General features: G+C 50.0%; 20 protein-coding genes. 7 read left to right on the forward strand and 13 right to left on the reverse strand.

What is annotated here, in order from left to right:
- Nucleotide 1: 1 nt before the first annotated feature.
- A complete protein-coding gene (locus tag GS398_RS11190; RefSeq protein WP_160906841.1) occupies nucleotides 2-529 on the reverse strand; it encodes a DUF4296 domain-containing protein in 528 nt (175 codons plus the stop codon).
- A gap of 39 nt (nucleotides 530-568) precedes the next feature.
- On the opposite strand from GS398_RS11190, the gene GS398_RS11195 reads away from it, so the two are divergent.
- From GS398_RS11195 to GS398_RS11210, 4 genes are read left to right on the forward strand one after another with little or no spacing between them, the layout of a single operon-like run.
- Nucleotides 569-1,258, forward strand: a complete 690-nt coding sequence (locus GS398_RS11195; protein ID WP_160906842.1) for a YggS family pyridoxal phosphate-dependent enzyme — start codon at nucleotides 569-571, stop codon at nucleotides 1,256-1,258.
- A gap of 3 nt (nucleotides 1,259-1,261) precedes the next feature.
- The gene (locus GS398_RS11200; RefSeq protein WP_160906843.1) at nucleotides 1,262-1,741 is read left to right on the forward strand and encodes a GNAT family N-acetyltransferase; all 480 of its coding nucleotides are present in this window, start codon (nucleotides 1,262-1,264) and stop codon (nucleotides 1,739-1,741) included.
- Entirely contained in the window at nucleotides 1,728-2,993 is a 1,266-nt protein-coding gene (locus GS398_RS11205; protein ID WP_160906844.1) for an aspartate kinase, read from the forward strand. The genes GS398_RS11200 and GS398_RS11205 overlap by 14 nt, the downstream gene beginning before the upstream one ends.
- A complete protein-coding gene (locus GS398_RS11210; RefSeq protein WP_160906845.1) occupies nucleotides 2,990-4,186 on the forward strand; it encodes a class I SAM-dependent methyltransferase in 1,197 nt (398 codons plus the stop codon). Before GS398_RS11205 ends, GS398_RS11210 begins: the two co-directional genes overlap by 4 nt.
- Nucleotides 4,187-4,299: 113 nt before the next feature.
- Here GS398_RS11210 and GS398_RS11215 read toward each other — a convergent pair whose 3' ends face one another.
- The 7 genes from GS398_RS11215 to GS398_RS11245 all read right to left on the reverse strand — a co-directional run bounded on the left by GS398_RS11215 (nucleotide 4,300) and on the right by GS398_RS11245 (nucleotide 10,653).
- On the reverse strand, nucleotides 4,300-4,935 hold the full coding sequence (locus GS398_RS11215; protein WP_160906846.1) for a peroxiredoxin: 636 nt from the start codon (nucleotides 4,933-4,935) through the stop codon (nucleotides 4,300-4,302).
- 137 nt (nucleotides 4,936-5,072) lie between these two features.
- Nucleotides 5,073-5,987 (reverse strand): DUF72 domain-containing protein, encoded by a 915-nt coding sequence (locus GS398_RS11220; RefSeq protein WP_160906847.1) that lies wholly within the window; start codon nucleotides 5,985-5,987, stop codon nucleotides 5,073-5,075.
- Nucleotides 5,988-6,329: 342 nt separating this feature from the next.
- Nucleotides 6,330-6,674: a 50S ribosomal protein L20 gene (gene rplT / locus GS398_RS11225; protein WP_160906848.1), complete on the reverse strand. Its 345-nt coding sequence runs from the start codon at nucleotides 6,672-6,674 to the stop codon at nucleotides 6,330-6,332.
- A gap of 75 nt (nucleotides 6,675-6,749) precedes the next feature.
- Nucleotides 6,750-6,950 carry a 50S ribosomal protein L35 gene (rpmI, locus tag GS398_RS11230; RefSeq protein ID WP_160906849.1) on the reverse strand — a complete coding sequence of 67 codons (201 nt, stop codon included), beginning with the start codon at nucleotides 6,948-6,950 and terminating at the stop codon, nucleotides 6,750-6,752.
- A gap of 145 nt (nucleotides 6,951-7,095) precedes the next feature.
- The gene (gene infC, locus GS398_RS11235; protein ID WP_160906850.1) at nucleotides 7,096-7,665 is read right to left on the reverse strand and encodes a translation initiation factor IF-3; all 570 of its coding nucleotides are present in this window, start codon (nucleotides 7,663-7,665) and stop codon (nucleotides 7,096-7,098) included.
- A gap of 13 nt (nucleotides 7,666-7,678) precedes the next feature.
- Nucleotides 7,679-9,604, reverse strand: coding sequence for a threonine--tRNA ligase (gene thrS, locus GS398_RS11240; RefSeq protein ID WP_160906851.1), 1,926 nt, complete (start codon nucleotides 9,602-9,604; stop codon nucleotides 7,679-7,681).
- A gap of 287 nt (nucleotides 9,605-9,891) precedes the next feature.
- Nucleotides 9,892-10,653: a hypothetical protein gene (locus GS398_RS11245; protein ID WP_160906852.1), complete on the reverse strand. Its 762-nt coding sequence runs from the start codon at nucleotides 10,651-10,653 to the stop codon at nucleotides 9,892-9,894.
- 143 nt (nucleotides 10,654-10,796) lie between these two features.
- Here GS398_RS11245 and truA point away from each other — a divergent pair, with 143 nt between their 5' ends.
- From truA to GS398_RS11260, 3 genes are read left to right on the forward strand one after another with little or no spacing between them, the layout of a single operon-like run.
- Complete coding sequence (gene truA / locus GS398_RS11250; RefSeq protein WP_160906853.1) at nucleotides 10,797-11,678, forward strand: tRNA pseudouridine(38-40) synthase TruA; 882 nt, start codon at nucleotides 10,797-10,799, stop codon at nucleotides 11,676-11,678.
- A 6-nt stretch (nucleotides 11,679-11,684) separates the two neighbouring features.
- Nucleotides 11,685-13,514: an ABC transporter ATP-binding protein gene (locus tag GS398_RS11255; RefSeq protein ID WP_160906854.1), complete on the forward strand. Its 1,830-nt coding sequence runs from the start codon at nucleotides 11,685-11,687 to the stop codon at nucleotides 13,512-13,514.
- A 41-nt stretch (nucleotides 13,515-13,555) separates the two neighbouring features.
- Entirely contained in the window at nucleotides 13,556-15,115 is a 1,560-nt protein-coding gene (locus GS398_RS11260; protein ID WP_160906855.1) for an ArnT family glycosyltransferase, read from the forward strand.
- Here GS398_RS11260 and GS398_RS11265 read toward each other — a convergent pair.
- The 5 genes from GS398_RS11265 to tig all read right to left on the reverse strand — a co-directional run bounded on the left by GS398_RS11265 (nucleotide 15,112) and on the right by tig (nucleotide 20,945).
- Nucleotides 15,112-16,473, reverse strand: a complete 1,362-nt coding sequence (locus tag GS398_RS11265; RefSeq protein ID WP_160906856.1) for a pyridoxal-phosphate dependent enzyme — start codon at nucleotides 16,471-16,473, stop codon at nucleotides 15,112-15,114. The genes GS398_RS11260 and GS398_RS11265 overlap by 4 nt on opposite strands.
- Nucleotides 16,474-16,593: 120 nt before the next feature.
- The gene (locus GS398_RS11270; protein WP_160906857.1) at nucleotides 16,594-17,457 is read right to left on the reverse strand and encodes an AMP nucleosidase; all 864 of its coding nucleotides are present in this window, start codon (nucleotides 17,455-17,457) and stop codon (nucleotides 16,594-16,596) included.
- 100 nt (nucleotides 17,458-17,557) lie between these two features.
- Nucleotides 17,558-18,799 (reverse strand): ATP-dependent Clp protease ATP-binding subunit ClpX, encoded by a 1,242-nt coding sequence (gene clpX / locus GS398_RS11275; protein ID WP_160906858.1) that lies wholly within the window; start codon nucleotides 18,797-18,799, stop codon nucleotides 17,558-17,560.
- A 1-nt stretch (nucleotide 18,800) separates the two neighbouring features.
- Entirely contained in the window at nucleotides 18,801-19,493 is a 693-nt protein-coding gene (locus GS398_RS11280; protein WP_160907112.1) for an ATP-dependent Clp protease proteolytic subunit, read from the reverse strand.
- Nucleotides 19,494-19,598: 105 nt separating this feature from the next.
- Nucleotides 19,599-20,945 carry a trigger factor gene (gene tig, locus GS398_RS11285; RefSeq protein ID WP_160906859.1) on the reverse strand — a complete coding sequence of 449 codons (1,347 nt, stop codon included), beginning with the start codon at nucleotides 20,943-20,945 and terminating at the stop codon, nucleotides 19,599-19,601.
- Nucleotides 20,946-21,081 lie beyond the last annotated feature (136 nt).

Raw genomic sequence — 21,081 nt, forward strand, 5'->3', positions numbered from 1 at the left:
TTTATTTGGGTTTGGTTGCAGGGCGCTTTTTTACTTTCTGCAGGGAGTCCGTCCGTTTCTTCAAACGGGAATCTTTTGCCTTCTTTAACGAATCGGCTTTCTTTTTTTCATCAGCCTCACGCTGCTTTTTCAGCGCTTCGGCTCGTTTTCTTTTCTTCGCCTCTGCGCGCTCTTTCCGGACGGCTTCGTCTTTAACACGTTTATCCTCGACCTTTTGAAGCCTTTCCAGCCGTACCTTCACGGTATCGTACATCCGCGAAAAACGGGCAGGCTGCTCCGAATAATATTTCAGGCTCCGCTCAAAGCCCCAGAAATTGGTATGGTGCTTCTGGAAAACGGAGTGGTAATAAACCGGGGCGTATTTAGCCAGCGAATCGGCGCTTACGGAATTGGTGTAACCATCTACCAGGTGAACATCTACCAGCAGGCTGATCATTCTTTCTTCCGGCAGGATCCCTTTTTCAGCTTCATTGTCGCGGCAATTGGCAAAAAAAATGAAAATAAAAAAGAAAGGGATTAAACGCTTCATTTGTTAATTTTGCCGTGTTTCGTGCAAAATTACACATAAATGAGCATTGCGGCTAATATATCCTTGTTAAAGAGCGAAGTTGAACGGGTGAACGTAAAGCTCGTTGCTGTTTCTAAAACACAACCGGTAGAAGCCGTCCGTGAAGCTTACGAAGCCGGTCAGCGGGTGTTCGGCGAAAATACCGTCCAGGAAATGACCGAAAAATACGAGCAGTTGCCGAAAGATATAGAATGGCACCTGATCGGGCACCTGCAAACCAACAAAGTCAAATATATCGCACCGTTTGTAACGCTCATCCAATCGGTCGACAGCCTGAAACTGCTCCAGGAGATCGACAAACAAGCCGCTAAAAACAACCGGGTGATCGACTGCCTGCTGCAGGTGTATATTGCGGATGAAGCCACCAAATTTGGCCTCGGATTCGACGAAGTGGTGGAACTGCTCGGCTCGGCCGGGTTCTCCGCGTTACAGCATGTGCGTATCACCGGTGTGATGGGTATTGCCACGAACACCGACAACCCGAAACAGATCCGCGAAGAATTTTATGAGCTGGCCACCTTTTTTAAAGGACTGAAAGCAAGTTATTTCCGGAAAGAAGACTCCTTTAAGGAGATTTCCATGGGCATGTCCGGCGATTACAAGATCGCGGTAGAACAAGGAAGCACCATGGTACGGATGGGAAGCACCATTTTTGGAAAACGGGTGATCCCCCATTGGAAAAATAATTAATTCATGAACAACATCATCATTCGCGAAGCCGAAAAACAGGATTGCCCCCGGCTACTCGAGCTGGTAAAAGAACTGGCCGAATATGAACGAGCACCTGACGAGGTGACCGTAACCCTGCAGGAATTTGAAGATGCCGGCTTTGGCGAAAACCCCGTATGGAAAGCGTTCGTAGGTGAATCCGACGGGCGGATACACGGCTTTGCGCTTTATTACATTCGTTTCTCTACCTGGAAAGGATGCCGATTGTACCTCGAAGATTTTATCGTAACGGAAGCCATGCGCGGCCAGGGGCTCGGGAAGCTGCTTTTTGAGCGCACCATCGCCGAAGCGCAAAAGAGGGGCTTTAACGGGATGGTGTGGCAGGTGCTCGATTGGAACGAGCCCGCCATTAATTTTTACAATAAATACAAGGCCCACCTGGAACCAGGCTGGCTGAATGTTTCGCTTTCAAAGGAACTGGTAACGGCGCATGCGGGTTTATAAATTCGGCGGGGCATCCGTTAAAGACGCCGAAGGCGTGAAAAACCTGGCCAGGATCGTATCTCTTGCCGGGGAAGAACCTTTATTGATCGTAGTTTCGGCCATGGGTAAAACAACCAACGCACTGGAAGCGATCACGACGGCGTACGTGGGTGGCGGCGACGCGTTTTCGTTACTCGATACATTAAAGCATTCGCATGAACAGGTCCTGGCTGACCTCTTCGGTACAACCTCGCACCCGGTTTTTAACGAGGTAGCCAACACTTTCGTAGAGATCGACTGGATCCTGGAAGAAGAGCCGCACCAAGACTTCGACTTTATTTACGACCAGGTGGTATCTGTCGGCGAACTGGTATCCACCCGCATCGTGAACGCCTATCTCGAATATACCGGCATCAGTTCACAATGGGTAGACGCCCGCAGCTTTATCCATACCGACAACACCTACCGGGAAGGACAGGTAGACTGGGAGAAAACACGTGCGGAGAGCACCAAAAAGCTCCTTCCGTTATTAGAAAGCAAGGTATTGGTAACGCAGGGCTTTATAGGAGGTACGTCAGAGAATTACACCACCACGCTTGGCCGTGAAGGATCCGATTACAGCGCGGCAATTTTCGCCTCCTGCCTCGGGGCGCGTTCACTGACCATCTGGAAGGATGTTCCGGGTGTGCTGAATGCCGATCCGAGGTTGTTTACCGACACGAAAAAGTACAGTGAGCTTTCTTATCCCGAAGCACTGGAAATGACTTACTATGGAGCCACCGTGATCCATCCTAAAACCATCAAGCCGCTTCAAAACGCACGGATAGCGCTGTATGTAAAACCTTTTTACGCACCTGAAGAACCCGGGACGCTGGTTAGCGAAACTTCACAAACGGATACTTCCATACCGGCCATTATTGTAAAAAACAACCAGGCGCTGGTGTCTATGGCCGCAAAAGACCACTCGTTCATTACCGAAATACACCTGAGCGAGATCTTCAAAACGTTTGCCACTCACCAGGTAAAGATCAACATGATGCAGATATCTGCGATAAGTTTCTCGGTATGCTTTGATTTTGATGAGAAACGTTTCGCGAAACTGGTCGCCGCCTTGGGAAGCGTATATCACCTGAAATATAATTCGCCCCTCCAGCTGATTACTATCCGCCATTATAAACGCGACCTGATCACCGAATTAACCGCCGGCCGCGTAGTTTTGCTCGAACAGCTGAGCCGTAACACTGCGCAGTTAGTTGTAAAAATACCAGATTGAACCCGGCAATAACCGATACCGCTGTACAACAGTTTATCCGTTCTCACACGGATAAGGACGTGACCCGGATCCTGCTCTCTAAAAGTCCCTTCCCCGCTGTATCTTCCCGGGAACTTGCCGGGCAGGTAGAAAGCAGGAGACGCTGCGAGAAAAAGCTTCCCTTATGGTTCAGCACGGAGGGGGTGTACTATCCGCCAAAGATCTCTATCGAACAGGCATCTTCCGCATTGACGGCGAAATACAAAAGCAGCTTACTAACAGGCGGCTCGGTGATCGATCTTACCGGCGGCTTTGGCGTCGACTCCTATTACTTTTCGCTAACCGCGGAACAGGTTATCCACTGCGAGCTAAACCCGGAGCTATCCGCTATTTCCGCACATAATGCCGCGCTATTAGGAGCGGGCAACATCAGGTACAAAGCCGAAAACGGCATCTCGCGGATCGCTTCGGCGGAGGCGGAATTCGACACTATCTATGCAGATCCTTCCCGCCGAACGAGTGCCGGGAAAGTGTTCTTCCTGAAAGATTGCGAGCCAGATATAGTGTCCACTCTCCCCCTGCTGCTCCGCAGAGCACCCCGCATCCTGGTAAAAACCGCTCCCCTGCTCGATATCCAATCGGGGTTGAGAGAGCTATCGCACGTAAGTCAAATCCACGTGTTGAGTGTAAAAAACGAATGTAAAGAAGTGCTTTGGCTCATAGAGCGCGATTTCGAAGGCGAACCGCTCATCACCTGCTCCGCGCTGGCAGATACGGAGACCCGGAGCTTTTCATTTAAAGCGTCCGTGGAACGGGAACATACCACGGGCGAATGGTTCCCTCCTGGTAAATACCTATATGAGCCCGATGCCGCCCTGATGAAAGGAGGCGCATTTAAGCTTATCGGCGAACGGTTCGGCATCCAAAAACTGCATCAGCACTCGCACCTGTACACCGCCGGGTCAGCCCGCGAGGACTTTATCGGGCGTACGTTTACGATCAACGAAGTTTCATCATACAAAGACTTCAGCAAGGGAAGCCAGCTTAAAAAAGCGAATATCATTTCCAGGAACTTCCCTCTCACCGTCGGACAGATCAGGACGAAACACAAGATCGCGGAAGGCGGCGAACAATACCTGTTCTTTACCACCGTTCACCCGGATAAGCTGGTGGTGATAGATGCGGCACCTGTGAGGGGGGGAAATAGAAAATAGAAAATAGTAATTAGTAAATAGAGAATAGAAAATAGAGAATAGAGAATGGGCGCCTGTATTCTATTCTCTATTTTCTATTCTCTATTCTCTATTCTCCATCTTTCTCCATCCCTTCAAATATCCGGCTGAGGCGTAGTACGCAGGTACGGCTTCACCTCTGTATAACCCTTCGGGAATTTAGCGGGAATATCTTCCGTTTTTATGGCCGGTACCACCACCACGTCCTCACCATGTTTCCAGTCTGCCGGAGTAGCTACGCTGTAGTTGGCGGTAAGCTGCAGGGAGTCGATCACACGCAGGATCTCCACAAAATTACGGCCTGTTGAAGCCGGGTAAGTAATGATCAGCTTGATGGTTTTATCGGGGGCGATAATGAATAAAGACCGCACCGTAGCGGTGAGCGACGCATTCGGGTGGATCATATCGTAGGCTTCCGCGATCTTGCGGTCTTCATCGCCGATGATGGGAAAATTCACCTCCACGTTTTGGGTCTCGTTAATATCGCTGATCCAGCCGTGGTGTTTCTCCACAGGGTCAACACTCAATGCGAGCACCTTTACGTTCCGCTTGTCGAACTCGCTTTTTAACGAAGCGGTACGGCCAAGCTCGGTGGTGCAAACAGGTGTATAATCTGCCGGATGCGAGAACAAAACTACCCAGCTATCGCCGGTATATTCATAAAAGTCAATGTCGCCCTGCGAAGTGTGGGCCTGGAAATTGGGGGCTTTGTCGCCTAATCTTAAACTCATGATAAGTTATATTTTGGGTTAATGCTAATCAGGTTAATTATCTACTAATTTAGTAGGTTTTTATCCAGTAATGCAAGCGGCAGTGTCAGAATAAGGTAGAAAATAAGTTGTGACACTACCGGGTGAATCAGACCGCACTACAGGAGCAGTGGCTCTTTTGCGATAAACCCGGGGGGCGCCAGGTTAGTTCCCAACCGCTCGTTGAGCTTTTTAATGGTATAATCTGCAAGTATCGGGGTGTCTTTCTCGTCGTGCTGGTGCAGGAAGAAGCAGATCGACCGCAAGCCGTTGTTTACCCAAACCGCAAGGCGTTCCACCCACTCATCTATCCGGGTAAAATCGGTTGGGTGCAGCCCGTTCCCAACAAAGCGAATAAACGCTTCCGCTGTCGGCTGTTCCATATGCACGCAATCCCGGCGACCGCTGGCATCGGTGATTGCGGCGCCTTTGTTAAGCCCGTGAAGCATATCGAACAGCTCGTTGCGGACGGAAAGATCGGCGAACCATTCTTTATGACGTACTTCCACGAACATTTTAAAATCGTGGGGAAGTTTTTCGAGATATTCTTTTAACGTATCAAAATTATTGGGACCGAAGTTGTCGCTTAACTGCAGGAAACAGGGTCCCAGGTATTCGCCAAACTCCGAAATACTTTCCAGGTATTTCGAGGTTTCCTCGTCGGCGTTCTTTAACCGGCGGATATGACTGATGCTTTGCGTAAACTTGGGGCAAAACTTAAAACCCTTCCTTCCCGCTTCCGCCTTCTCGCGCCAGGTACGCACCTGCTCCTTTTTAGGCATCCCGTAAAAAACGGCATTCAGCTCGATGCTGTTAAAGTGTTTTACGTATTCATCCAGGAATTTTGCTTCTTTCGTCTTCGGCGGATAGATCATACCGACCCATTCCTTGCGTCCCCATTTGGCACAACCGACAAAAAGTTCAATTTCGTCTAGCCTTGTACCATTGAGCACTTGTTGGGTGAGCGCTTTATCAGGGGGCAGCGTAAAATCTACGCTGTTTAGCTCTTCTTGGGGGAGACGACCGAAATCCATAGAACGAAGATAATTGATAATTATCTCGTAAGAATATCCATCAAAGAATATTTTCCATTTCCTTTAAAAAGCCTGCTATTCCATATACCATCCATCTTTCGTTCAATGATAGCTCCCCGGTAATGGAGTAACTACCGCGCAATGCAATGGGTAGTACATGGCATTAGTAATAGTAGGTTGACACGCCAAGCGACCTGGACAGTTCACCGAAGGGGAGGGAGGAATGAGCTGGGTCGCCCCAAAATATTGCCTGATCAAGAAAGCCCGCTCCAGCACTGCGTCTTAACAAAAAAGGGATAACATTTACGTCATCCCTCTTTTTATTACCGGAATTAAAATCCCTTATTTCACCGCATCGATCACCGCTTTAAAAGCGTCGGGGTTATTCAGCGCCAGGTCAGCCAATACCTTACGGTTCAGGCCGATTTCTTTAGCAGCTAATTTACCGATCAATTGTGAGTAAGAGATTCCGTGCTGGCGGGCACCTGCGTTGATACGCTGGATCCAAAGCGCCCTGAATTCTCTTTTCTTGGTTTTACGGTCGCGGTAAGCATATTGCAAACCTTTCTCCACCGTGTTCTTAGCAACAGTATAAACCTTGCTTCTTGATCCCCAGTAACCTTTGGCTAGGTCGAGGATTCTCTTTCTTCTTCTTCTTGACGCGACTGCGTTAACCGAACGTGGCATGTTTGTTTGTTTTTGGCGGACGGCGCTCTTGTTACAGAAACTTAATACCGAAAGCCTGGGTTAAAAATTAATTAATTACTTACCGATACCGAGCATCCGTTTTACGTTACCTAAGTCAGCATCCGAAATCAGGCTGCTGTGGCTTAAGTTACGCTTACGTTTAGTCGACATCTTGGTTAAGATGTGGCTCATGTACGCACTATTGCGCTTGATCTTACCTGTTCCAGTAAGCTTGAACCGCTTTTTAGCACTGGAATTGGTTTTTACTTTTGGCATAACACTTTGGGTTGGACGTTTGACGTTTTACGTCAGACGTTTTGTTTACTACTAACTATTATTATCCTACTCCTGCCCGGGAAAAGCCGGACATCATTTAACTCGTATCAAACGTACAACGTCAAACGTTTCACGTCAAACGTTACTACTTCTTCCCGGCCTTCGGGGCAACGGTTAAAAACATCCGTTTTCCTTCCAGCTTTGGCAGTTGCTCTACCTTCCCTACCTCTTCAAGGGCCTGGGCAAACTTCAGCAACAGGATCTCTCCATGCTCTTTGTACACGATCGCCCTGCCTTTAAAGTGCACATAGGCCCGCACCTTTTCGCCTGCCTCCAGGAAACTGATCGCGTGTTTCAGTTTAAACTGGAAATCGTGATCGTTGGTATTCGGACCGAAACGTATCTCTTTAATTACCGTTTGCTTAGCGTTGGCCTTGATCTCTTTGAGCTTCTTCTTTTGCTCATAGATAAACTTGTTATAGTCAACAACCTTACAAACCGGGGGAACCGCATTTGGCGATATTTCGACTAAGTCCAGTTCCTGCTCATGGGCGATCGCCAATGCATCTTTCAATGAAAATATGCCTTGCTCAACATTATCGCCTACCAGCCGCACTTCAGGCGCTTTGATAAACTGGTTAATGTTGTGCTCTGCTTCTTTTTTCTTGAACGGAGGACGGGGCCCTCTGTTGAATCCTGGTCTACCTAATGCCAAATGCTATGTTATATTAAATTGTTATTTCTGTAATTAACTGATCCTTAAAGCTTCCAACAGGCATGCTTCCTAAATCTCCCTGACCGTGTTTCCGCACGGATACCTGATCATCGTTCATCTCTTTTTCCCCGATGATCAGCATATATGGTACCTTCTTCACCTCGGCATCGCGTATTTTGCGACCGATCTTTTCATCCCTCAGGTCAATGGAGCCGCGAATATCGGAATTATTAAGCGATTCTAAAACTTTTTTTGCATAATCTTCATACTTTTCAGAGATCGGCAGCACGGTGAATTGTACGGGGTTGAGCCATAACGGGAAGTTGCCTGCACAGTGTTCGATCAATACCGCCACGAAACGCTCCAGGGAGCCGAACGGTGCCCGGTGGATCATCACCGGCCGGTGTTTTTGATTGTCGCTGCCAGTGTATTCCAGCTCGAATCGCTCGGGGAGGTTGTAATCAACCTGGATTGTGCCGAGCTGCCATTTGCGGCCAAGCGCATCTTTCACCATAAAATCCAGCTTCGGGCCGTAAAATGCTGCTTCGCCGAGTTCTACGACGGTAGGCAATCCTTTTTCTTCCGCCGCTTCGATAATGGCGCTCTCCGCTAATGCCCAGCTTTCATCGCTGCCGATATATTTGGCTTTATTGGCGGGGTCGCGCAGGGAAACCTGTGCGGTATAGTTCTCAAAACCAAGGGCCCCGAACACGTACAGCACCAGGTCGATCACCTTTTTAAACTCCTCCTTCACCTGGTCGGGGCGACAGAATAAATGCGCATCATCCTGTGTAAACCCGCGTACACGGGTCAATCCATGCAGCTCCCCGCTTTGTTCGTACCGGTAAACGGTGCCGAACTCCGCATAGCGAACAGGAAGGTCTTTATACGATCTCGGTTTCGACTTATAGATCTCGCAATGGTGCGGGCAATTCATCGGTTTCAGGAAGAACTCCTCCCCCTCCTGCGGGGTCCTGATCGGCTGAAAAGAATCCGCGCCGTATTTTTCATAATGTCCTGAAGTAATATACAGGTTTTTATGACCGATATGCGGCGTGATCACCTGCTCATATCCCGATTTCACCTGTGCCTTCTGCAGGAAATTCACCAGCTTTTCGCGAAGCATCGCGCCCTTTGGCAGCCACAACGGAAGGCCCATACCTACTTTTTCAGAGAAGGTGAATAGCTCCAGTTCTTTCCCCAGCTTGCGGTGATCGCGTTTCTTGGCTTCCTCGATCATGTGGAGGTAGTCGGTCAGCTCGCTTTGCTTTGGAAAGGTTACCCCATAGATCCGGGTCAGCTGCTTGCGGGTCTCGTCGCCACGCCAGTAAGCGCCTGCTACGTTGGTCAGTTTTACGGCCTTAATAAAGCCGGTATTTGGAATATGCGGTCCGCGACAAAGATCGGTAAACTCGCCCTGTGTGTAAAACGTGATCGATCCGTCCGGCAGGTCCCTGATCAGGTCAAGCTTATATTCGTCGCCCTTTTCGGTGAAATAGGCGATAGCATCCTCTTTAGTTACCGGTTTGCGGATAAATTCAGATTTTGTCCTGGCCAGTTCGAGGATCTTATCCTCGATCTTTTTGAAATCATCGGAAGAAAACTCGCGATCGCCGAAATCGACATCGTAATAAAACCCGGTTTCGATGGCAGGGCCGATGCCGAACTTAGTACCGGGGTACAGCGCTTCCAGCGCTTCGGCCATGAGGTGTGCCGACGAATGCCAGAACGTGGATTTGCCGGCAAGGTCATTCCAGGTGAGCAACTTTACAGAAGCATCCGCGTCAATCGGGCGTGCTGCGTCCCAAACCTGTCCGTCTACTTCGGCGGCAAGCACATTCCTGGCCAGTCCTTCTGAAATTGATTGCGCAATCTGGTACGAAGTGATCCCACTGTCGTACTGACGGACGGATCCGTCGGGAAGTGTAATATTAATCATCTACAACTATGATCTGGTACTGGCTGTACTTTCGAAAAAGCCAGGAACCGGTTAATAAAATATGTTCTCTGCTATCACTTACGACGTGATATTTTATGAGGGGCAAAAGTAGGCAAAACTTTCTAATACAAGATATTTTGCTTTAACGTTACGCATGGCGCGGTACGTGCATGATGCCGGTGCGTTTAACTTGCAGCAACCGATCAAAATAAAAACGTTGCACATCATACCTGCTCTACACCAGCACGTATCACGCACAACGTCGAACGTCTACCCTAAAAACCTGTTTAGTTCATCCTGATCACCCTCCGTTCCCCGTTCGGGCCGACAGAAATCCCGTTGCCCATTTTAGCACGAAACTCTTCCATCTTTTTGGCATATTCTTCCTGGGTAAGGAGCCTGGCTTTTTTGGGAAGGGTAAATTCGGAATCCTTTACCTTGCGGTACTCAATGCTGGTGGCAAACATCTTCATGCGGTCGTTCTCTATGCCGAGCACCACACCTTCTGTCCAGAAAGCAGACAAAGGCGAAGCTTTGAACGCCAGCTCAGGGGTATACCAGATCGTGGTTTTCGCATCGTTCAGGCCGGTGATCACCGCCTTTTTGCACGTATAACCGGCAATCATTTTGGTTTCGTCGGTGTTTTCCGCCTTTGCGGAGCCGTAACCAAGCTTATTTTCCATCATCAGGGGCTCACCGTCGAGCTCGAAAGATTCGATCACTTTCTCGTCCCTGAAAAACATCTCACGCTCGCTTCCGCCCATGCGCATTACGAGTCCGCCGGTGGCCGGGGCTACGTCCTCTATCGTCTTCTGGTATTTCGCTCCTGCCGGGCTGAATTCGATCTCGTAATGGTTGGTTATGCTTTTAGGTAGGGTCACGCTGCCACCGCCGCCAAAAGCGACTACGCCGCCGCCGGGTTGCCCGTTCGCCATCTTGAGCTCGATCACCTGCTCATAGTAGATCACTCCCGACGTTTTGTCCTGCGCCTGTATGTTGATAACTGCGGCAGTTACCAGGAGACAAATTGTGTAAAACTTTTTTAACATATGCTTGCGTTTTAAGTTGAAATTAATAATTACCGAAATTAAGGCATCGCGTAAAGCGGAGTTGTTAAAAAAGGTTAAGAAGTGTTAAAACGGGATCATGGCCAGCCTATGCTTCATTATCCATTGTTTCTTATCTTCGCCCCGTGAACCGACCCAGCCGCTACTTTCTCGAGATCGCCTACGATGGCAGCAAGTACCATGGCTGGCAGGTGCAACCCAATGCAGCGACCGTGCAGGAGGTGCTTGAGAAAGCCTTGTCGATTTATTTCCGGCAACCAATAGCCACCGTAGGCTGCGGAAGGACCGATACCGGTGTACATGCCAAACAATTCTATTTACATTTCGACCTCGAAGGAAGGGATGAGTTATCAGCTATCAGCCATCAGCAGTCAGCTATCAGCGGTCAGCCGTCAGCTATCAGCCATCAGTCAACAGCTATCAGCAGTCAGCTATCAGCTATGAGCCAACAGCAGTCAGCTATCAGCCATCAGCACGTCACCAACGGCATTAATGCCCTCCTCCCGTTTGAGATCGCCGTAAAACGGATGATCGCGGTTAATGAAGGGGCGCATGCACGTTTCGACGCTACGTTACGGTCTTATGAATACCACGTACATTTTATGAAAGATCCGTTTAAGCACGGCTTTTCGTGGTTGCTGCGCGATGTTCCTGACGTAGCTGCCATGAACCAGGCTGCTGTACAGCTGGCCGATTTTCGAGACTTTAGTTGTTTCAGCAAATCGAACACCCAGGTTTTTACCAATAACTGCACCGTTTCGAAGGCCGAATGGCTATGGCGAGATGACAGCCTGGTATTTTACATCTCTGCCGACCGGTTCCTGCGCAATATGGTGCGCGCCGTTGTAGGTACGCTGATGGAGATCGGCAGGGGGAAGATATCGCCCCTTGCCATCCGGGGGATCATTGAAAGCAAAAACAGGTCGAACGCCGGCGCTTCGGTTCCAGCCTGCGGACTCTACCTAACAGCGGTGGAGTATCCGTATATTACCCACGTTAACAATTAAACGCTCATGTCGCAGGTAACCGGTAAAGTCATCGACACCAGGCTGCTCGGCCGCTTATTAAAGCTGGCTGCCCCTTACCGGGCTACGTTCATCCTGGCTGCATTTTTCACGATATTCCTGTCGGCGATTTCGCTGTCGCAGCCGCTGCTGATGGAAAAGGCCATCGACTCATACATCCTGGCAGACGATTTTGAAGGACTCACCTTTATCATCATCCTCATGATCGTGCTGCTGCTGGTGCAAACGCTGGTACAATATTTCCAGACCTATTCTACCAATTCCATCGGGCAATCGGTGATCCGGGACCTCCGCATCAAGGTTTTCAACCACATCACCGCACTCCGGCTCAGTTATTTTGACCGTACACCTATCGGCATGCTTATCACCCGCACCGTTTCTGACCTGGAAACGATCGCCGATATTTTTTCCGAAGGCCTCATCTCCATCCTCGGCGACCTGTTGCTGGTGATCGGCATCGTGATCTTTATGGCGGTAAAAGACTGGAAACTTACCCTGGTGGTGCTCGTACCGCTGCCGCTGCTGATCCTCGCCACGTATATTTTCCAGGAAGCGATCAAATCGTCTTTCCAGGAAGTGCGCACGCAAGTGGCCCGGCTCAATACATTCCTGCAGGAACACATTACCGGGATGGCCATCATCCAGTATTTTGCCCGCGAGAAGCAGGAAATGCTCAGGTTTAACGAGGTGAACCAAAAGCATCGCGATGCGCATATCCGCTCTAACTGGTATTACTCGATCTTTTTCCCGGTAGTGGAGCTGATCTCGGCACTTTCTATGGGGCTACTGGTTTGGTACGGGTCGGGGCGCATCTTATCCGACCAGCAACTGGCGGAGCTTTCCGTTTCCGCCAAAGGCGTTACCCCCGGACTGGTGATCTCGTTCATTGCGCTCACCAACATGCTCTTCCGGCCTATCCGCCAGATGGCCGATAAGTTTAACACCCTACAAATGGGGATGGTTGGTGCCGACCGGATCTTCCAGGTATTGGATACTAACGAGTTCACTTCTTCCGAAGGCCACCTGCAGCCCGCAACGATCCGGGGAGAAATACGTTTTAACGGGGTCTGGTTCGCCTACCCGACAGCACCCAAAGAAGGAGAAACGCCTCCCGATACCGATAAATGGGTGCTGAAAGACGTCAATTTCCATATCAGTCCCGGCGAAACACTGGCGCTGGTTGGTGCTACAGGCGCCGGGAAATCGTCCGTAATAAATATCCTGAACCGCTTCTATGAGATCGGCCGCGGCCATATTACGCTCGACGGCATCGACATCCGCGAATACGAGCTTAACTTCCTGCGCTCGCGGATCGGCACCGTGATCCAGGACGTATTCCTCTTTTCCGATACCGTTGCGGGTAACATCAGCCTGAACAACCCGGCCATCTCCCGTGAAAAAATGATCGCAGCAGCAAAAGAAGTGGGCGCACACGAATTTATTGAGCGCCTTCCCGGCGGATATGATTATGAAGTGATGGAACGTGGGGCCACGCTTTCTACAGGGCAGGCACAACTCATTTCCTTTATCCGCGCCCTGGTGAACGACCCGGAAATACTGGTACTCGATGAAGCGACTTCTTCCGTGGACACCGAGACCGAGCTGCTCATCCGAAATGCCATCAGCAAGCTGCTTACCGGCCGCACCTCGATCGTGATCGCTCACCGCCTGTCGACCATCCAGAACGCGCACCGAATACTGGTGCTCGATAAAGGAGAGATCAGGGAGGCCGGCACGCACCAGGAACTGCTCCAGATGAACGGCTATTATAAGCGATTATATGACCTCCAGTTTACCACTGCAGGAATAAACAAGTAACTTTCTTTCTTTATATTTATCCGGACTAACTTCACAGCTACATGTCAATCTTCAGGAGAAACCTAAAAGAAGCCCGCCTGATCCTCCTTTTCACTTGTCTCAAGCTCGTTATTCATCTTGCCGCAAACAGCAATTTCGGTTTTCACCGGGATGAGCTGCTGTACCTGGCATTGGGCGATCACCTGGATTGGGGGTTTAAGGAAGTTCCTCCTTTTATTGCGTTTATTTCCTGGCTGTCGGGGCATCTTTTTGGAGATTCAGTATTCGCCTCCCGGCTGATCCCTTCTATCGCCGGCGCGTTCATCGTCTATCTTACCGGCCTGATGGTGGTCCATATGGGCGGAAAACGGTTTGCCGTGAGCGCCGCCTGTATCGGCGTGATCTTATCGCCCGCGTTTCTTGCCAGCCAATACCTGCTGCAGCCCGTCGTATTCGACCAGCTTTTCTGGACACTTGCGGCCTATTTCATGGTAAAGTATATCCAGACGAAAAAGATCACTTACCTGTACTGCCTCGGCGTGGCATGCGGCATCGGGATGCTCAATAAATACACCATGCTCCTGTACGGATTCAGCCTGTTTGTTGGCCTGCTGATCTCTTCACAACGCAAAATGCTGTTTAACCGGCATGTTATCGGCGCCATGCTGGTGGCCCTCCTGTTGTTCCTGCCTAACCTGCTTTGGCAGATCAGCCATGATTTCCCGGTGCTCGCACACATGCGGGAGCTCAAAAAGACCCAGCTGGAATATGTAGATCCTTTCACATTCCTCCTTGAATCGCTTATGATCCATGCTACCGGCCTGCTGATCTGGATCCCCGGAATGGTATACCTGTTCGCCAGCCGGGTAAAGAGCAAATTTACCTTCATCTCGTACGCATTCGTTACCACGATGGTGGTATTGCTCCTTCTTCATGGAAAGGTGTACTACGGGTTTGGCGCTTACCCCGCCCTGTTCGCGGCCGGCGGACTTGCCTGGGACCGCGTGATGACCCGCCTTACTTCCCCCGGGAGATATACCATCCTCGGCGCCTGCCTCGTGCCCGCGCTGTTATTCGTACCTATTGCCATTCCCGTCCTGTCGCTCCCTGTCACCGTAAAGTTCTTCGCTTTCGCCTCAGAAAAGATGGACATCGACTTCCCGCTGAGATGGGAGGACCAGCAAATGCACGCCACTACACAGGATTATGCGGATATGCTCGGATGGAACGAGATAACCGATCACGTGGAAAAAGCATATAGCCTGGTGAGTGCCGCCGACAAAAAATTCGTGACCATTTTTGCGGAAAATTATGGAATGGCGGGCGCAATAGACCACCTCGGGAAGAAGTACCTGTTGCCCAAAGCCGTTTCCTTTAACAGCAGCTACCTCCTCTGGGCGCCGGCCAGCATCGAGCCTAAATACCTGATCTATGTGTCGGAAGCACGGGGTGTGCCCAGGGTCAGCGCAGGTTTCAAGTCTTTTCAGAAAGTTGGCGAAGTGCTTAATCCTTACGCACGCGAAAAAGGCGCCTCGGTATACCTCCTTTGGAACCCGCTCGACGGCATCCGTAATACGTACGAAGCCAAGCTCAAAGAAGCCCGCTCCGGCAAAAGCGACTAACCGGAAATGGCGCTGATAATATCGTACTGGGTGATGATCTCGATCTTACCCATCTCATCTTCCAGCAGCACCGCGGTGTTCTCCTTGCTGATCATCGACGAGATCTTATCGATCGACGTATTCAGGTCCACAAAAGGAAATGATTGCGTCATGATCGTTTGCACCTTGCTTGCCTTAAGCGACGGGTTTTCCAGCAACGCTGAAAGTACGTCGCTCTCCGTGATCTTCCCGATCACCATGCCCTGTTGGGTAACCGGGATCTGGGAAATATTAAGGGTCTTTATCGTGTTCACCGCTTCCAGGATGGTTTTATCGGCGTCGATGGTCACAATCTCCTGTCGATCACGTTTGGCCAGGATCGACTTCGCCGTTAACTTCTCGTCGTGCAGGAAGCCGCGTTCGCGCAGCCAGTCGTCGTTATACATCTTACCCATATAACGCGATCCGTGATCGTGAAAAATGATCACCACGACATCCGTCGGTTTCAGCCGGTCCTTTAGCTGCAGCAATCCGGCCACTGCCGCGCCAGCCGAGTTACCGGCGAAAATGCCTTCTTTACGGGCAATCTCGCGCGTGGTCAACGCCGCATCCTTATCCGTTACTTTTTCAAACAGGTCGATCACCGAAAAATCCACGTTCTGCGGAAGAAAGTCTTCGCCGATCCCCTCGGTGATATAAGGATAGATCTCGTCTTTATCAAAGATCCCCGTTTCCTTATATTTCTTAAAAACGGAGCCGAACGTATCGATACCCCATACCTGGATGCCGGGATTTCGCTCTTTCAGGTACTTTCCGGCACCGGAGATGGTTCCGCCCGTGCCCACCCCTACTACCAGGTGTGTAATCCTGCCTTCCGTCTGTTCCCAGATCTCGGGGCCTGTTTGCTCGTAATGGGCCTGGCTGTTTGATAAGTTGTCGTATTGGTTGGGTTTCCAGGCGTTTGGGGTTTCGCGTACTAATCGCGACGACACCGAATAATAGGACCTTGGATCTTCCGGGTCCACATTCGTGGGACAAACGATCACCTCCGCACCAAATGCCCGCAAGGCGTCGGTTTTTTCCTTCGATTGTTTATCAGTTGTGGTAAAAATACATTTATAGCCTTTAATCACCGCCGCGATCGCAAGACCCATCCCGGTGTTGCCCGATGTACCTTCTATGATGGTGCCGCCGGGCTTCAATGCACCGCTCCGCTCGGCGTCCTCTATCATCTTGATGGCCATCCGGTCTTTGATAGAGTTGCCTGGATTGGTAGTCTCTACTTTAGCCAGTACGGTGGCGCTCACATCCCTGGTGATCTTATTTAACCGGACCAGCGGGGTATTCCCGATCGTTTCTAATATATTCTTGTACCACATCGGGCAAAGGTAGTATTTAGTATATCAATTCTATAGAGAATCTAAAGCCCTTTTTGCGGCCTTCGCTTGAAAAGGCGCCTGGTTCCGGCAAAGGGCGCGGCGTAATGGCGATGTCCAGGTTTAGAATTTCAGGTGACGTACGGTCAGCCCGTTGTTAATCAGCTGTTTCAGCGAATCGATGCCTACTTTCAAGTGTGTTTCCACGTATTTCTCCGTAACGGCAGAATCACTTTCCGCGGTCTTCACCCCTTCCGGGATCATCGGCTGGTCAGACACCAGCAGGATCGCCCCGGTAGGGATCTTATTGGCGAATCCCGTAGTAAATATCGTGGCGGTCTCCATGTCGATAGCCATCGCACGCAGCGTTTTCAGGTATTTCTTAAACTCTTTGTCGTGCTCCCAAACGCGGCGGTTGGTGGTGTATACCGTTCCTGTCCAGTAATCGCGTGAATGATCGCGAATGGTGGTCGAGATCGCTTTTTGCAACGCGAAGGAAGGCAGCGCAGGTACTTCTGCCGGGAAATAATCGTTGGACGTTCCCTCTCCCCGGATGGCCGCGATGGGCAGGATCAGGTCGCCCAGGTTGTTTTTCTTTTTAAGGCCGCCGCATTTGCCGAGAAATAGCGCCGCTTTTGGCTTTATCGCGCTCAGCAGGTCCATCATGGTCGCCGCCAGGGGGCTCCCCATTCCGAAATTAATGAGGGTAATGCCTTCCGCGGAAACGCTCTGCATCGGCTTGTCAAGGCCCATGATCGGTGCATTGTCATGCCACTCCGAAAAGAGCTGCAGGTATTTCGAGAAATTGGTGAGGAGGATAAAGCTGGTGAACTGGTCGAGTCGCCTGCCGGTGTACCGCGGCAGCCAGTTGTTCACAATTTCTTCTTTAGATTTCAGGCCCTTTTTTACCGGGCTTTCCACTTCCCGGATCTTTTCGGCCTGCGCCACGATCCCGGGATCTTTTTTAATGTCTTTTTCTTCGTTCATATACGTTGTACGTAATACGTCGGACGCTCCTGCCTGGGGCATTACACGTACAACGTATTACGGATCTACGTACAACGTTTAACGTATTACGTCCAACGTTCTAAGCTACTTTTAATTTCTTAATATCCGATTTCGAAAATTTCTCCTCCGCATAATCCAGGGTGATGTACAGGTCCTTGGGATTATTCTTTGCGGAAGGAACTTCGAACATGGCGTCGATCATAATGGCTTCGCAAATAGAGCGCAGCCCCCTCGCGCCAAGCTTGAACTCCATAGCCTTATCTACGATGAATTCGAATACCTCCTGGTCGAAATCGAGGCTAATGTTCTCATAGTCGAACAGCTTTTTATACTGTTTGATCAGCGAATTCCTCGGCTCGGTAAGGATGTTCAGCAGGGCTGAGCGGTCCAGCGGGTTCAGGTGCGTGATCACCGGGAGCCTTCCGATCAATTCCGGGATCAACCCGAATGCGCGTAGATCCTGCGGAGTAATGTACTTATACAGGTTCTTGAGGTCGATCGAGAGCTCATCGCGGCTCACTTTGTAACCGACGGTTTGGGTACGCAGGCGATTGGCGATCTTTTTTTCTATGCCGTCAAATGCGCCGCCGCAGATAAACAGGATATTGTTGGTGTTCACCGCGATCATTTTCTGGTCGGGGTGCTTTCGCCCGCCCTGTGGCGGAACATTCACCATCGTACCTTCCAGGATCTTAAGCAATGCCTGCTGCACGCCTTCTCCGGACACATCGCGGGTGATGGAAGGGTTATCGCTCTTGCGGGCGATCTTGTCCACTTCGTCGATATACACGATGCCTCTTTCGGCAGCCGCCACGTCATAATCGGCGGCCTGCAGCAGGCGGGTGAGAATACTCTCCACGTCTTCGCCTACATAGCCGGCCTCCGTTAACACGGTGGCATCGCAAATACAGAACGGAACATTCAGGATCTTGGCAACGGTCTTCGCCAGCAGGGTTTTGCCGGTACCGGTTTCACCTACCATGATGATGTTCGATTTCTCGATCTCGATCTCGTCTTTGTCGATCTTCTGGTTAAGGCGTTTGTAATGGTTATAAACGGCCACACATAACACCTTCTTGGCATCGTCCTGCCCGATCACGTACTGGTCCATGTGCGTCTTGATCTCCTGCGGCTTCAGCAGCGTGAGGTGGGACTGCGTGGATTTATATTTGCGGGTTACCAATTCCTCCGAAAGGATCTGGTTAGCCTGGGCTACACACTTATCGCAGATATGGGCATCGAGGCCCGCGATCAGCATCAGCGTGTCCTGTTTGCCGGAACCACAAAAAGAGCACTTGATATCCTTATTGCTTTTACTCATTTTATTTAGGGCTTGGGGCAAGGACCTCATCGATCATGCCATATTCTTTCGCTTCAGATGCGATCATCCAGTAATCGCGGTCGGATGCTTTCTCTACCCACTCGTAGCTTTGGCCGGAGTGTTTTGAAAGGATATCGTATAATTCTTTTTTCAGCTTCAACATTTCGCGCAGGTTGATCTCCATATCCGAAGCCACGCCCTGCGCGCCTCCCGACGGCTGGTGGATCATCACACGGGAATGCGGCAGCGCCGCCCTTTTCCCGGCTGCGCCGGCACATAACAATACCGCTCCCATCGATGCGGCCATACCGGTACAGATGGTTGCCACATCGGGCGAAATATACTGCATCGTATCATAGATCCCCAGGCCGGCGTAAACCGAACCTCCCGGTGAATTGATATAGATCTGGATATCGCGCTTGGTATCTGCAGATTGCAGGAACAATAGCTGCGCCTGGATAATGTTGGCGTTCGAATCGTAGATGGCATCGCCCAGGAAAATGATCCTATCCATCATCAGCCGCGAAAACACGTCCATCTGGGCCACATTTAACTGACGTTCCTCTATGATGTAAGGCGTCATTCCTTTCGGGAAATTATTCTCCACGCGGCCGATAAAACTATCTACGTGCTGACTTCCTATGCGGTGGTGTTTAACCGCGTAGTTGCGAAATTCTTTTTTATCAATCATAATTTAAAGTTATACAGTTTTTAAAGTGTAAAGTTTAAGATAAATACAAATGACAATGTGCTAACAATTTTTCCGACCCTCTACACTCACACAACAGACAACTTTCCGTTATGCCAACTCGAGGAATTTATTGTACCCGATCGTCTCTTTATTTATCGTGATCACGTCTTTCAGGTATTCGAAAACTTTCAGAGATTTCACTTCTTCGAAGATCTTGTTCGCATTCTCTTTGTTCTGGAGGAACTGTACGGTGTACTGCGCCAGCTGCTCCTCGGGGATCGGCTGCGGGCTATACATCCTGAACTGTGCGTCAAGGCGCGCTTTTGCTGTTTTAAACACATCTTCGTACTTAATCTCGATCCCGTTGTCTTTCACGATCTTATTGCCGATCAGTGTCCACTTCAGGTTAGCGGCGAAATCGTCGTACCCCTCTTCCAGTTCCTGGTCGGTAAGCTTCTCGTTCGTCGCCTTCAGCCAGCGTTTCAGGAACTCGTCTGGCAGCTCGAAGTTCACCTGCCTTGTAACGAACTTGTGAAGATCATTCTGCAGCTTTTGCTCGGAGTTTTGTTCCATCATCGACTCCAGCTCCGCCGTCACGTTGGCTTTGAAAGCCTCCTCCGTGGTTACGGTACCCGGTGTAAATACCTTATCAAAGAACTCCTGGTCAAGGTCCGACTCGCTTAAACGGTTCACATTTTTAACCGTAAGCCGGAAGTCAGACCTCAGGTCCTGTGCATCTTCTTCGGAGATGTTCAGCACTTTGGCGATGATCGTCGCGTTTCCATGGAACGCTTTACGAATATCGAAAGTAACCACGTCATCTTTTTTCAAGCCGGTAAGTGATCTCAAAATTTCCCCGTCTTCTACCTGGTCAAGACGTACGGATGCGGTGCTGGTAATTCCTTCTTCAAAAACAGCACCATCCGACGAAAGCTGTTTTAATTCCCCATAAAGCACGTCACCTTCTGCCGATACGTCAGGATTTGACATTTTGCCATAACTTTTGCGCAGGTTCTTGATCCTCGATGCCAGGGTTTCTTCGTCGATCCGGATTTCGTATGAGGTTAATGCATCTTTCGACGAAAAGTTAAGGTCGAATTCCGGGGCCAGTCCCAGTTCATAATCGAATTCAAACTCGTCGTTATAATCCCAGTTGAACGCTTTCCCGGTATCCATTTTCGGCAATGGCTGACCGAGCACGTCGATTTTGTTGTCGGTGATGTAATTGTTGATCGAATCGCTGAGCAGGTTATTCACTTCATCCACCAGGATGCTCCTGCCATACATCTTTTTGATGTGTGCGGGCGGCACCATGCCCGGGCGAAATCCGGGAAGCTTCGCTTTTTTTGCCTGGTCCTTGATCGCTTTTTCAACACGTGCCTGGTAATCTTCAGGTTTGATGACAACTTTAACAACTGCATTCAGGTTATCAATTTTCTCCTGGGTAATATTCATAGTTTATTCGTTTTGTACGTTTTTACTTAAATTTGACTTCACGTTACCCGCCTTTTTAGCGACTACTTAAGGGGCGCGAAATTAAGATTTTTTAACGGGTTTTGCATAACAAATGTTATGCCGGGGGAAGCCATGG

The organism is Hufsiella ginkgonis, from assembly GCF_009834915.1.
In the GTDB taxonomy this organism is placed as follows: Bacteria; Bacteroidota; Bacteroidia; order Sphingobacteriales; family Sphingobacteriaceae; genus Hufsiella; species Hufsiella ginkgonis.